This is a genomic window from Colwellia meonggei (genome assembly GCF_057537295.1).
The window spans coordinates 159,438-172,957 of the sequence record NZ_BAAJLZ010000001.1 but is presented as its reverse complement, the minus strand read 5'-3'; the positions used below and the strand labels follow the sequence as shown (position 1 = coordinate 172,957).

Sequence of the window (13,520 nt, the reverse complement as noted above, 5' to 3'; positions counted from 1 at the left end):
ACTACTTTATTGACTCAAAAAAAGCTTTAATTAATGGCTGATCTTTACTCTGATTTAAACAACAAACGCCTAATTCAAATGGCTCAATTTCTCCTACATTGGTCAAATAGTGCACTCGCTCTTTTACCGGACTATTTTCAACGACAACCTGTGGCACAATACCAACGCCACAACCCAACGCTACCATACTGACCAATGCTTCATGACCAGAAACCGTAGCGTAGATATTAGCTTTCCCCTGTTGTTTCTTGCGAAACCAGAGTTCAAAACGTTTACGTGCAGGACCATGCTCAGGCAAGATAATTGGAATTTCAGACCATAAAAACGCTTGCAGTAGCTGCTGTTGCACCTGACATATCATAGTCGGGGCAATAACAGAGAGAGGAATTTCTGCAAGATGATGAAAATTAAAAATACGAGATAATTGCTCAGGCCGTGCAGCAATCGCAAAATCAACCGCTTGCTTCTCAACTTGCTCTAGTGCATCTGCTGCATCACCTGTTGTCAGCATGATTTCAACCAAAGGGTGTTGTTGTCGAAAGCGTTCAAGCAAGGGAGGTAAATGACTATAAGCTGCAGTAACCGAACAATAAATATGTAACTTACCTTGCAGTTCAGCCTGTTTTTGATTCAGCGATAATTGCAATATCTGCCACTGCTCAAGCTGCTGCTCGGCAAATTTACCGTACTGCTTTCCTGCCTCACTCAATACCACTGTGCGGTTATCGCGATGTAATAGCGAACTCCCTACTTCATGCTCTAAGCGCTGAATTGTTCGGCTCAAGGTTGAAGGGCTAACATGGTGAAGTTCTGCTGTTTTTGCAAAGTGTAGTGATTTAGCTAAATCAACAAACATGCGCAATGCTTTCAAATCCATATTCAAACCTTTAACTTAATGAGAATTAGATAATATTAATTTTATATTGCGTTTTTAGCAACACTACAATGCAAATATATCATTTTAAGCAACATAAAAATTTCGTTAGGATATATCAACTGGTAATAATTTAACTGATTCACTACATTTCTTGGTTCATGGCCAAGCACAGGAGACAAAAATGGCTAACTATTTCAATACATTAAGTTTGCGTGAAAAATTGGCGCAATTAGGCAAATGTCGTTTTATGCAACGAGAAGAATTTAACGACGGCTGTAACTTCATTAAAGATTGGAATATTGTCATTGTAGGTTGTGGTGCCCAAGGCCTCAATCAAGGTTTAAACATGCGCGATTCTGGCTTGAATATTTCTTATGCATTGCGTGATGCGGCCATTGCCGAAAAGCGCCAATCATATCAATGGGCCAATGAAAATGGCTTTAAAGTGGGCAGCTACCAAGAACTAATTCCGCAGGCAGACTTAGTACTTAATTTAACACCAGATAAACAACATACCTCAGCTGTAAGCGCCGTTATGCCCTTAATGAAGCAAGGTGCAACACTGTCTTATTCTCACGGTTTCAATATCGTTGAAGAAGGTATGCAAGTTCGCCCGGACATTACTGTAGTTATGGTTGCGCCTAAATGCCCAGGCACAGAAGTACGAGAAGAATATAAACGTGGATTTGGAGTACCAACGCTAATTGCAGTGCATCCTGAAAATGATCCGCAAGGTAACGGGTTAGCTATTGCAAAAGCCTATGCTTCTGCAACTGGTGGCGACCGTGCCGGTGTTTTGGAATCTTCATTTATTGCTGAAGTAAAATCAGATCTTATGGGTGAACAAACCATTTTATGTGGCATGCTACAAACTGCCGCAGTTTTAGGCCATAAACAACTAATTTCCCAAGGTGTTGACGCTGCATATGCACGCAAACTTTTGCAATATGGTATTGAGACCACAACAGAAGGGCTAAAACACGGCGGCATCACCAATATGATGGATCGCCTGTCAAATCCAGCTAAAATTAAAGCGTTTGATATGTCTGAAGAACTAAAAGTCATTCTACGCCCTTTATTCGAAAAACACATGGACGACATTATTGAAGGCCGTTTCTCATCAACTATGATGGAAGACTGGGCGAACGATGATGCTAACTTATTAAAATGGCGTGCAGAAACAGCTGAAACAACATTTGAACTAGCTGCAGACTGTGATATCGAAATTAGCGAACAGGAATATTACGACAAAGGTATATTTGTTGTTGCTATGATCAAAGCAGGTGTAGAGCTCGCATTTGAATCTATGGTAGCGGCAGGGATCATTGAAGAGTCAGCTTATTATGAGTCACTGCACGAAACGCCATTAATTGCTAATTGTATTGCGCGTAATAAACTGTATGAAATGAATGTTGTTATTTCTGACACCGCAGAATATGGCAACTACTTATTCACCCATGCCGCAGTACCATTACTAGCTGACTACGCCAGTAATTTAAGCTTAGAACAATTAGGCGAAGGTTTATCAGCAACAAATACCGGTGTCGATAACGTACGTTTAATTGAAGTGAATGAAGCGATTCGTAGCCACCAAGTAGAAGTTATTGGTAAAGAGTTACGTGGTTACATGACAGATATGAAACGTATTGTTGAAGCAAGCCACTAACATAGCTTACGAAAATGGCATTGGAACTCCCATTCAATGCCATTTTTATATTTAACGGATGCTAAAGTTTGATCTATACAACTAATAAATCACTTAACCTCTAATTTGCCCGTCTCCTAATACTACAAATTTTTCCGTCGTTAATGCTGTTAGCCCCATAGGTCCATAGGCATGTAACTTACTGGTAGAAATACCAATTTCTGAACCAAGGCCAAGTTGACCACCATCAGAAAAGCGTGATGAAGCATTTATCATTACCACTGAAGAATTAATGCTGCGAATAAAACGCTGACTTCGACTCGTATCTTGCGTAACAATAACTTCAGTATGATCAGAACTATACGTTTGAATATGTTCAAGCGCTTGTTGGAAACTAGGCACAATTTTAACGGCAATCTCTTGTGCTAAATATTCAGCTGCAAAATCGGCATCAGTGGCAAGCTCCGCATTCTCGAAATAATCGATACTATCGGCGCAGGCGTGTACTGTCACAGCCGCAGGTTTTAATGCTCTGGCTATTTTAGGTAATATTTCTTCTGCAATATCGGCATGAATTAATACAGTTTCAAGGGCATTGCAGGCACTTGGCCTTTGCGTTTTGCCATTGACCAAAATATTAATCGCTTTTTCAATATCAGCATACTTATCGATAAATAGATGACATACACCTTTAAAGTGTTGAATGACTGGAATTTGACTATTTTCAGTCACATATCGGATTAAGCCTTCACCACCACGTGGAATTACTAAATCAATACTTTCTCGTTGTTTTAATAGCTGCTCAATCACATCACGGCTAGTATCAGGAATAACGGTAATACAGTTTTTATCAACATTAGCTTGCTCCAATACCTGATGTAAGCAATTTGCCAAAGCAATATTACTATAAATAGCTTCAGAGCCGCCGCGCAGAATGACCGAATTACCTGACTTCAAACACAAGGCCGCAGACTCCGCAGTCACATTTGGCCGAGCTTCGTAAATCATGGCAATAACCCCAAGCGGAATACGCATTTTACCCACTTGGATACCATTGGGTCTTAACGCTAAATTACTAATATGGCCGACGGGATCATCTAAACGTACAATATCTCGGATTGCTTCGGCAATATCTCTAACGCCTTGCTGTGTTAACAATAGTCTATCCAACATTGCTGTCGATAAACCTTTTGCTTTGCCAGCAGTTATGTCTTTGGCATTTTCCGCGATAATTGTTGTGCTATTTTCAGCAATAGCATCAGCCATCTTCACAAGTAATTGATTTTTTTCATGGCTTGTTAATTGTGCAACTGTTAATGCTGCTCGTTTTGCTAAGGCAGCGCTTTTTACAATATCAAACATAACTTCTTACTCTGCTAATTTATTTCTGATTTTTCAATCACAACCATATCATCTCGATGAATAGCAACTTTGCTAGGGCAACAACCTAAAATAGTTGTTATTTCATCACTCTTTTGACCTTGAATACGTTGTAAATCTCGATAGCTGTATTGACTTATGCCCTTAGCAATATACTGCTCAGAAGAAGCATCATAAAGATCAACACAATCACCGGCAGTAAATTCACCACTAATACTCACAATTCCCGATGGTAGTAAAGAAGCTCCTTTTTTTATCAACGCCTGCACTGCTCCTGCGTCCAACATTATCTTACCGTTGCTTTTTAAGGTATGTTTCAACCAATGTTTACGCGCACGCATTGCACCTTGTTGAGCAACAAAATGTGTGCCTGGATTTTCCCCCCGGAGAATTTTTTCAAAGACATCACCATTGCTACCGTTCAAAATAAAGGTTTCAATGCCATTTTCTACCGCTTTCTCTGCCGCCTGAATTTTTGTTTTCATACCGCCAGTAGCGATATGATTATTAGTAGCACCAGCCATGGCGTACACGGATTGATCAATTTTCGTAATTTCAGGTAATAATTTTGCCTGTGGATTTATCCTTGGATCTTGCTGATAAACACCATTTACATCACTTAAAATAAATAAACTATCCGCTTCACTGACTAAAGCAACTAACGCCGCGAGGTTGTCATTATCACCCACTTTCAGCTCATCAGTCGCAACGGTATCATTTTCGTTAACAATGGGAATAACACCGTTTTCTAATAGTATTCTTAGGGTGTTTTTAATACTAATATAGCGTTGACGATCTTTTAAATCTCCATGAGTTATCAATAGCTGGCTGCATGGCACATCAAAAAAGCGTTGCCAATTAGCCATCATTTTCATTTGCCCTACGGCCGCCATTGCCTGCTTCGTTGGAATTGAGGGGTTGGGTGAACCGTGCGTAATCAAATTTCTGCCGGCAGCAACACTGCCGGATGAGACCAGAATAATTTCTTTACCTGCTTGTTGGCATTCAGTAATAAAGCGAGCTATTGCAAGTAAATACTTACCACTACATCCCTTGGCGTCTGGAGAAACCAAGGCACTGCCCACTTTAATAACCGCACGATTAAACTTCATGACGACTCCTCTATTTAATGTTCAATAAGCTTGCCTTGAAAGATGGTTGATTTGCAATCAACTTTTGCAATAATTATAGACTTGTTTGCTATTTTCTAACGCTTTATGGAATTAGCCCCACTAATCAACAATTTTACTAAGCTAAAAAAGACATTTAGTGATTAACACCACGATACAATAAAAATGTGATGCGTTTTCGGTCACTATTTTTTGATAATAAAAATACCAAGTTGTAGGCCCTCAAGCTTAAATTATAGAAATTTAGTCTGCAATAACTGTAAATTTTGTGACTTTCATCACAATTCAATACTCCGGCTCTAATAAATACTAAATAAATTTTTAACGATTTTTACTGAAACCCTAATTGAAACCCATTAATATTATGGTTCGTGATTATGGTTCTACAGATTTTGGTTATTGCTCTATGTTTCATTTTTTACCTAGCCCTCTAATCGGCTGTTTATCGCTGATACTTTATATTGCCAATACAATATTATGGCTAATTCCTATTTTAGTTTGTTCACTTTTAAAAGCATTAGTACCGCTAAACTTTTGGCAAAAATTTTTTAGTTACTTGCTTGATCAAATGGCTAGCAACTGGGTATTACTCAACACCTTTAATCAAAAGTTATTCACTAAAACGAAATTGAATGTTATTGGTTTAGAGCAACTAAAAATGAAAGACTGGTATTTAGTGATCAGTAATCACCAAAGTTGGGTAGATATTGTTGTTCTGCAACGTGTATTACATGGCAGAATTCCATTTCTAAAATTTTTCTTAAAAAAAGAGCTAATCTACGTGCCTCTTTTGGGGTTAGCTTGGTGGGCTCTAGACTTTCCATTTATGAAGCGTTATAGCCAGCACTTCATTAAAAAGAATCCTCATCTAAAAGGCAAAGACATAGAAACGACGAGAAAGGCCTGTAAAAAATTCAAGCACAAACCTGTTAGTGTGATGAATTTTATTGAGGGAACGCGTTTTACTGATGAAAAACATAAGAAACAAAATTCGCCCTTTCAACGCTTACTAAAGCCTAAAGCTGGCGGTATTGGCTTTGTATTAGAAGCCATGAAAGGTAATTTAAGCAAAGTGGTTAACGTAACCATTCACTATCCAGATGGCACACCGAACTTTATTGATTTTTTATGCGGTCGCATTAAACAGGTGAATATTTGCATTGAGACACAAGATATTGACGACTCACTCAAGGGCGATTACGTTAATGATCGTGCTTATAAAATTGAATTTCAAAAATGGGTAAACCAACTTTGGCTTGAAAAAGACCAAAAAATGCTGCAATTTGAAGAAAAGGCAAACAAGGAAATGTAATGCAAGCAATAATCACTGCATGGTTAATTGAACAAGGTGTTAATAGTTCTTATATCGAGCTAAGCGCTGCAGTAATCGGCTGCACTATTATTTTACTGCTATGCAGTATTAGCTTTTACCTGACCAAACATCAGGTGTTGGTGATTATTCAAAAACTTATTACAGCCTCAAAAAACACTTGGGATGATCTATTATTTGATCATCACGTTTTTTCTCGCATCGCATTATTAGTTCCATTTGTTCTATTATTATTTCTCACACCTATATTTATTGAACTTAATACCTTACTAGCCACTAGTTTAATTGTTTTTGCTAAAGTAGCTATTTGCTTTCAAATAGCCCGTAGTATTAGCTCAGTCTTAAATGTCATTAATAGCTTATATCGACAAACTGCTAGTGAGCGCTATTTACCGCTAAATTCAACACTGCAAGTCATTAAGCTTGCGGTTTACCTAGTTTCGACAATACTCGCAATATCACAAGTTTTAGATAGATCACCACTATATTTACTCAGTGGTTTAGGTGCCTTAACTGCAGTACTTATATTAGTATTCCAAGATACTATCAAAGGGTTAGTGGCTAGCATTCAAATTTCTGCCAATAAAATGGTAGCTCCTGGTGATTGGATAGAGCTACCAACCTATGGTGCCGATGGTGACGTTCTTGAGATAGGTATTAATACTGTGAAAGTTAAAAACTTTGATAATACTATCACCACTGTACCTACTTACGCGTTAACAAGTGGCTCATTTAAAAACTGGCGTGGCATGTTTAACTCTGGTGGTCGACGGATTAAACGGGCCATTGTAATTGACGTTGCCAGTATTCGTTTCTATAACCAGCAACAAATTGAGGGACTTAAATCGGTACAACTTATCACTGACTATTTGGCACAAAAACAATTAGAAATTAACAATGAAAGTGAGCAAAGTGCTACGATAACCGCCAGTACTATAAATACTCGGCAACTTACCAATATTGGTACTTTTCGCGCCTATATCACCGCATATTTACGACAACATGCTAAAGTTCACCAACATATGACTTGCATGGTTAGACAACTGCCAGCCACTGAAGTAGGTTTACCTCTAGAGTTGTATTTTTTCAGTAATGATAAAAATTGGGTCAATTACGAAGCAATACAAGCTGATATATTTGATCATTTATATGCGGCAGCCCCTTTATTTGAGCTTCGTATTTTTCAACACCCAAGTGGTTATGACTGGCAAAAGTCTAACGCTGACGCATAACGCCTTCCTGCATTGTTGAGGCTACTAACAAACCTTCACGGTTAAATATTTGCCCTTTCACTAGCCCTCGGCCACCACTAGCTGACGGGCTATCTATGCTATACAGTAGCCATTCATCTAAACGAAATGGACGATGAAACCACATTGAATGATCTATGGTTGCCAATTGGAAATTTGGCTGCCAATAGCTTAAACCATGAGCATATAGTGCTGTTGGTAAAAATAAGAAGTCAGACGTATATGCAAGTAAATAAGTATGAATACGTAAGTCGTCAGGCAAACAACCGTTAGACTTAATCCACATCTGGCATTTAGCTGCTGTTTTTTCTGGTTTAACCCAGTTATATTGCTCTACTGGTCTTATTTCTATTGGTTTTTCAGATAAAAATTTGCCACGAATTTCTTCAGGAATTGCCGCCTGATTATCAAATATAAAATCAGTATAAGATTTAAGTTCTTCAGGACCCGGAACCTCTGGCATTGTATCTTGATGATCAAATCCCGTTTCTTGTTGCTGAAACGATGCTGTCATATAAAAAATTGCTTTACCATTTTGTATGGCATTAACTCGTCGAGTATTAAAACTGCGGCCATCACGAATATTTTCCACCTGATAGACCACAGGTTTACTAGCATCTCCAGGCCTTAAAAAATACGAATGTAGTGAGTGAACATGATGAGTTGCTTCAACGGTCTCTTGCGCAGCAGACAAAGCTTGCCCCATAACTTGGCCACCAAATAAGGCTCGAAAACCTAAATCTTGGCTTTCACCACGGAAAATACCTTGCTCTATCACTTCCAATTTTAATAGCGCGGATAAATCATTCAATACCTGACTCATACATACTCTTTATTACTAACATTATTTATCGACATTATAACGAGCAAAAGCACAATTCATAAAGGCTAGTTCAATAAAACTGACATTATAAAGTAAGTGTTTTATTTGCAATCTGGTCTACCAGAACAATATATAGGCAAATTTATTTAATTTAAGGTTGTAATTGATAAATATCTAATATAAGTTGCTACATGTAACAACCATGTTATTTGATTTAAAGATAAATAAAGAGGCCATTGTGCAAGCAGTTCTTGAACGCGAAGTTTTACTTGAAAGACGTCATTATATACCCGAGCAATCTAATTTATGGGATAAGCTGTCACTTGCACAAAAATTTGCCACCAGTAGCTTAACGCAATTTGGCTATGACCTAGCTTTTATTCGTAGTAGTAAAGCAGGCAATATAGCCGTGCTATTATGTGATAGTAACGCGGCAACTATTACCGATGATGGTGAAATAGATACCTCACCCGACATTACTATTCGCCCTTAGGTAACTATCAAGTTTACAAAAAATCCACCGCAAGCGGTGGATTTTTGCTTTTTAAAACATCACTTTTGCTTATCTGTTTGTAATAATGCTTCAATTAAAACAATGCAACCATTGATATTATTACTTGACCACGCTCGTTTAACTTCTGCGCTCGATTGGCTAATATGATTAGCTAACTTTTTATAAGAGCCTTTTTGAAATCCTTCGTAGACCTTTTTAACCGCCGCTTGCAATTTGCCTTTACCATTAATACTATCAGTAAAGATCACTGCATAGTTATTAATCATAGGAGCAATTAAATCAAGCTCCTTGGCATCTGCATTGCCATTCTCACGCAAACTATTAAGCTTTTTCTTGGCAATATCTTCATAACGCTGCCCAATAATCGCTACAGTTTCTATATAAACCTTATTTTCTTTTTTAGCACTTGAAACTTCTCTCTTCATTAATAAAACTTCACGCTGCAAGCTCTCTGCTTTGAAGAAGAAATAGATACTAACGGCAACAAATATTGCGATTACAATTAAAACAAAAACCATTATTTACCCTTCAATCTACTCAGTAAATTCTGCGCCGGTATCATCACTTAAACGAGAAAGAAAAACATACGGATCAATATCTTGAATATTGGGCGACGCAACTGAAAAACTAATCTTAACCGAATAATCACCTAAATTGGCAAAAAATCTGGTATTTATTGCCTGCTTAATCCTTGTTAATTTAATTTGCGTTTCTTCCTCACCTTGATGTGGGCATAAAAACAAATATTCGCCAGCACAAATTTCTCCTGAATAATCTTCTTCTTCCAAATTATCATTAACAATAACGGCAATAGCCTGATATACATCCGCCAATATTTTTGCATTAAAATGAAATGACAATTCCTGCCAATTTTCCACAACCAAATAAGCTATCGAAATTTCATACTGATATTTACGCGCCATTTTATATTGCTGTTGATACCACTGCTTAGTGGTTACTGGACGAGCTAATTGATTTTTTGGTAACTCGATTTCATCGTAGCCTTGATGCAATTTTTCACGATACTGTCGAAAACGCCGCAAAATATATAGCAACACAATAATACTTAATGCAGCCACTAATAGCTTAATTTGTAGCGCTTGTGTACGGTATTTTTCATTGAACTGGATGCTTAATTCGCTTTGCTCTACCAAATTTAGCGCTAAATTTTTGGTTTTTTTACTGGCATTTATAGCTGCAGAAACCATTGCATTTTTAGCTTCAATGGTATGATTAAAGCCTTGATGCAATTCAATAAAACGAGTTTGCATTGCTATCGCCTTTTGAAATTCACCCTGCGTTTGATAATGCTCTGCCAACAGCGTATACAAAGCAATTTGCTCCGGTGTTAAAACCAGTTTTTCTGCAGTTTTTTCAGCATCCAATAGTAGCGAAACCGCTAGTTGGTCTTCATTTAATGCATAATAAACTTTAGCTAAAACAATTTGTGTCGTTAAATTAACTCTAGGTAGGTTATAACGTTCAAAAGTTGCTTGAGCACTTATTAAATGCTCTTTCGCTTGTATAAAATTTTGCTGTTGATATAACACCTCCCCAAGACCAAGTTCAGCGTAAGATGTTCTTATATTCAAACCAAATTTCGCGGCAAACTGCTGTGATTCAAAATAAGCATGATAAGCATCGTCGTACTGCTTCTGCTGATAATATGCTGCTGCTAATAGGTGATAAGTTCGCGCAACACCTCTCATTTTTTCCAGCTCAATACGCAGGGTCAATACTCTATTGAGTAACTCGGTGGCATTGTCATATTCTGCTAAATAGAAATGCGCTTCGGCAATGGTTTCCAATAAAGTTATTTGTTCAACACGGTGTTGATTTTGGCTTAAAAGCTTTTCAACTTTACTCAACTCATTAATTGCTAAGCCGTAATCAGCACTCAAGGCATAGGCTACTACAGAATAGGCACTCGCTTGTAAATGGTAATTCATATTACCCACTTGCTCTGCCAGCCAAGCAGTTTCTTGGGAGATATCCCTTAGTTGACTATATTTACCTTGTGAGTAATAACCACGTGCCACTTTAAGGAGTAAATCAAGTCGGATTAACACTGCTGTTTCACCAATATTGCCGCCATATTGTGCAAACTGCAGCGCGGCAACTAAATCTCCACGGTTATAGGCAATATCAGACAATAAAGAAAAGGCTTTAGCAACCATATCTCGACTATAGATTTTTCTATTATTAACAACAGTTTGAGCAACCAGAACAACATCTTGATAAATCAGCGACTCTTTATCTTGTTCATAATAATTATTGAGCTTTAAGCGAGTTTCCTTACTAGCCTCAGCTCCATTAACTTGGCTCGTGAAAATAACTAAAAACAGTGAAAATAGGCCTTGTCGTATTGCCGTCATTTAAATCTGACTTCCGTGTTGAACATTAAACGTAAACACCTTTAATTTATTTATCGTCATCAAATAGCACGCGAATTTAACTGGTAGTGATAAAAATTCCATACAAGACAAACATATAGCAATTAATATTTTAATGCTTTTACTTACGATTGAAAGTATTAAGCTTTGAATTTACATGATAATTGTAAAAAAAGTTTACAAATAAAATTCTTTGCCTATAATCGTCCTTGAGCTGCTAAAGCTCGACAAGGGCAAACCCAGTGAAAACTGGAGACGCAAAGTTACCGATCTAAGGGGAAACCTATGATAGCGGGACTGCCAGATTTAGATATAGTGGGGGCTTGTCTTTATTGAACAGCCAGCCATCATAACCCTCGGTAACTTTGCGTGCCTTTCCTTTGTCATCTTATTTTTCGTTTTTATCTTTCAATATGAGCGCTTTACGCTCCTCAATATATTCCGTAATAATAATTTCAAGCATAGATAGTGGCATAGAACCATTTTTCAAGACTTGATCATGAAAGTCACGTAAATCAAAATTCTCCCCTAAACTTTCTTCAGCCATGGTACGTAGTCGCTTAATAGTCAGCTCACCCATTTTGTATGAGAGCGCCTGCCCAGGCCAAGAAATATAGCGGTCAATTTCAGTTTTAACATTATGTAATGACAGGGCGGTGTTATTAGCTAAAAAGTCCATAGATTGCTGACGACTCCAACCTTGTGCATGCATGCCAGTATCAACAACTAGGCGTGCAGCGCGCCACATCTCATATGTTAGACGACCAAAATCGCTGTAGGGGTCTTGGTAAAAACCAGCCTCAATTCCTAAATATTCAGAATATAAACCCCAGCCTTCACCAAAAGCTGAGATATAGGTGCGATTTCTAAACTTAGGTACATTCTTCATTTCACGCGCTAGTGAGCCTTGTAAATGATGACCAGGAACGGCTTCATGCAAAGTAAGCGCTTCTAATACATATAATGGTCGACGATCTAAGCGATAAGTATTTACCCAATAATTACCAGGTTGGTCATCCCTTGATGGTCCAGAATATCGGCCAGTAGTATATTTAGGCGCAATATTGGCGGGCACAGGAACTACACCATAAGGCGTTCTTGGTAAGGTTTTAAAAAGCTTAGGTAATTGCGCATCCATTTTTTTAGCAATAAATGACGCCTCTTTTAACAAACCTTCAGGACTTGTTGCATAGAATTGCTTATCAGTACGCAAAAATTGTACGAAATCAGCAAAGCTACCATCAAAACCCACCTGAGCAATAATTTGCTCCATTTCATGGCGAATACGTTTTACTTCCGCCAAACCTGTTTGATGTACTTGCTCAACCGACATAGGTAAGGTCGTATAATGCTGAAGTCTATTAAGGTAATAAGCTTCGCCATTAGGAATTGAATTTGCCGCAATATTTACTCGAGCATTAGGCTGATAAGTATTTACCATATAATCAAAATACTTACGATAACTAGGGATAACAGATGCAGAAATTACATTAACGGCTTGTGATTGTAATTGTGTTATTAATTGCTTAGAAAAATGGTTCGGCATCTTTTTAAAAGGCTGATAATAACCACTTTGAGTTGCATCATCTTTAATAAATGCAGCAATTGATTCTTCAAATCCCTGTAAAACTACTTGTGGTTGAGTAACCCCCTCAGCTATGCCTTTATCCATCCAAGCCATTTGTTGGTCGAAATACTGAGGAAGTGCGGCAAGCCGCATTAAATAATCGCGATAATCTTGCTCAGTTTTAAAACTAACTTGCTGATTAATTCGGCTGATCCAAACATGGAAACCAGACTCAGCTGTAAGTGGCATGTAATGCTCGTTATTATTATAACTATCTAATTGATTTTTAATGGTATAAGACAATACAGAATGGTTAATTTGAGCAGAGCGACCGAGTTGCTTACTATCGATTGCCAATAAATTTTGGTAAATAACACTGAGTTTCTGATGTTGCTGAGCTAAATTTTCTGGAGACAAATCAGGCAATAAGCTATTACTGCCACCTGCAACATCTTGATTAAATGGGCTTTGTTGATCCTTAAATTGCTGATATTCACTAATAACTTGTTCTAGGCTTGGTGCTGGCGCATGTGTAAAGTTTGACTGACAAGCTGTTAGAAAAACTAACATAGCGATAGTAGGTAGCAGTACTTTCATTAAAAATCTCATTA

11 protein-coding genes and 1 riboswitch are annotated in these 13,520 nt (G+C 37.8%); of the genes, 4 read left to right on the top strand and 7 right to left on the bottom strand.

Going from position 1 to position 13,520, the window contains the following annotated elements; all coding sequences use genetic code 11:
* Position 1: 1 nt before the first annotated feature.
* A complete protein-coding gene (ilvY, locus tag AC27E9_RS00840; protein WP_487126359.1) occupies positions 2-877 on the bottom strand; it encodes an HTH-type transcriptional activator IlvY in 876 nt (291 codons plus the stop codon).
* A gap of 181 nt (positions 878-1,058) precedes the next feature.
* Between ilvY and ilvC the strand changes: the two genes are divergently transcribed.
* Positions 1,059-2,543: a ketol-acid reductoisomerase gene (ilvC, locus tag AC27E9_RS00835; protein WP_487126357.1), complete on the top strand. Its 1,485-nt coding sequence runs from the start codon at positions 1,059-1,061 to the stop codon at positions 2,541-2,543.
* A 93-nt stretch (positions 2,544-2,636) separates the two neighbouring features.
* On the opposite strand, the gene AC27E9_RS00830 is transcribed toward ilvC, so the two are convergent.
* A complete protein-coding gene (locus AC27E9_RS00830; RefSeq protein WP_487126356.1) occupies positions 2,637-3,884 on the bottom strand; it encodes a glutamate-5-semialdehyde dehydrogenase in 1,248 nt (415 codons plus the stop codon).
* 14 nt (positions 3,885-3,898) lie between these two features.
* Positions 3,899-5,014: a glutamate 5-kinase gene (gene proB, locus AC27E9_RS00825; protein WP_487126355.1), complete on the bottom strand. Its 1,116-nt coding sequence runs from the start codon at positions 5,012-5,014 to the stop codon at positions 3,899-3,901.
* 424 nt (positions 5,015-5,438) lie between these two features.
* Between proB and AC27E9_RS00820 the strand changes: the two genes are divergently transcribed.
* Together AC27E9_RS00820 and AC27E9_RS00815 are read left to right on the top strand one after the other, a co-directional pair.
* Positions 5,439-6,344, top strand: coding sequence for an acyltransferase (locus AC27E9_RS00820; RefSeq protein WP_487128243.1), 906 nt, complete (start codon positions 5,439-5,441; stop codon positions 6,342-6,344).
* Positions 6,344-7,594, top strand: coding sequence for a mechanosensitive ion channel family protein (locus AC27E9_RS00815; RefSeq protein ID WP_487126353.1), 1,251 nt, complete (start codon positions 6,344-6,346; stop codon positions 7,592-7,594). Before AC27E9_RS00820 ends, AC27E9_RS00815 begins: the two co-directional genes overlap by 1 nt.
* Here AC27E9_RS00815 and tesB read toward each other — a convergent pair.
* Entirely contained in the window at positions 7,578-8,435 is an 858-nt protein-coding gene (gene tesB, locus AC27E9_RS00810) for an acyl-CoA thioesterase II (protein WP_487126351.1), read from the bottom strand. The two genes, AC27E9_RS00815 and tesB, sit on opposite strands and share 17 nt — an antisense overlap.
* 238 nt (positions 8,436-8,673) lie before the next feature.
* Between tesB and AC27E9_RS00805 the strand changes: the two genes are divergently transcribed.
* Positions 8,674-8,928 carry a hypothetical protein gene (locus AC27E9_RS00805; RefSeq protein WP_487126349.1) on the top strand — a complete coding sequence of 85 codons (255 nt, stop codon included), beginning with the start codon at positions 8,674-8,676 and terminating at the stop codon, positions 8,926-8,928.
* A 59-nt stretch (positions 8,929-8,987) separates the two neighbouring features.
* Here the strand turns inward: AC27E9_RS00805 and AC27E9_RS00800 are convergent, their stop codons facing one another.
* The 3 genes from AC27E9_RS00800 to AC27E9_RS00790 form a co-directional block, all read right to left on the bottom strand.
* Complete coding sequence (locus AC27E9_RS00800) at positions 8,988-9,467, bottom strand: hypothetical protein (RefSeq protein WP_487126347.1); 480 nt, start codon at positions 9,465-9,467, stop codon at positions 8,988-8,990.
* Between the two features lie 15 nt (positions 9,468-9,482).
* A complete protein-coding gene (locus AC27E9_RS00795; protein ID WP_487126345.1) occupies positions 9,483-11,324 on the bottom strand; it encodes a hypothetical protein in 1,842 nt (613 codons plus the stop codon).
* Between the two features lie 240 nt (positions 11,325-11,564).
* A riboswitch (cyclic di-GMP riboswitch) is annotated at positions 11,565-11,647 on the top strand.
* A gap of 83 nt (positions 11,648-11,730) precedes the next feature.
* The gene (locus AC27E9_RS00790; protein WP_487126344.1) at positions 11,731-13,506 is read right to left on the bottom strand and encodes a DUF885 domain-containing protein; all 1,776 of its coding nucleotides are present in this window, start codon (positions 13,504-13,506) and stop codon (positions 11,731-11,733) included.
* Positions 13,507-13,520 lie beyond the last annotated feature (14 nt).

What these genes read in the sequence shown, in the direction of transcription:
- proB (WP_487126355.1), bottom strand. Translation starts at nt 5,014, where the DNA reads ATGAAGTTTAATCGTGCGGTTATTAAAGTGGGCAGTGCCTTGGTTTCT.
- AC27E9_RS00800 (WP_487126347.1), bottom strand. Translation starts at nt 9,467, where the DNA reads ATGGTTTTTGTTTTAATTGTAATCGCAATATTTGTTGCCGTTAGTATC.
- AC27E9_RS00830 (WP_487126356.1), bottom strand. Translation starts at nt 3,884, where the DNA reads ATGTTTGATATTGTAAAAAGCGCTGCCTTAGCAAAACGAGCAGCATTA.
- AC27E9_RS00795 (WP_487126345.1), bottom strand. Translation starts at nt 11,324, where the DNA reads ATGACGGCAATACGACAAGGCCTATTTTCACTGTTTTTAGTTATTTTC.
- ilvC (WP_487126357.1), top strand. Translation starts at nt 1,059, where the DNA reads ATGGCTAACTATTTCAATACATTAAGTTTGCGTGAAAAATTGGCGCAA.
- AC27E9_RS00790 (WP_487126344.1), bottom strand. Translation starts at nt 13,506, where the DNA reads ATGAAAGTACTGCTACCTACTATCGCTATGTTAGTTTTTCTAACAGCT.
- tesB (WP_487126351.1), bottom strand. Translation starts at nt 8,435, where the DNA reads ATGAGTCAGGTATTGAATGATTTATCCGCGCTATTAAAATTGGAAGTG.
- ilvY (WP_487126359.1), bottom strand. Translation starts at nt 877, where the DNA reads ATGGATTTGAAAGCATTGCGCATGTTTGTTGATTTAGCTAAATCACTA.
- AC27E9_RS00815 (WP_487126353.1), top strand. Translation starts at nt 6,344, where the DNA reads ATGCAAGCAATAATCACTGCATGGTTAATTGAACAAGGTGTTAATAGT.
- AC27E9_RS00820 (WP_487128243.1), top strand. Translation starts at nt 5,439, where the DNA reads ATGTTTCATTTTTTACCTAGCCCTCTAATCGGCTGTTTATCGCTGATA.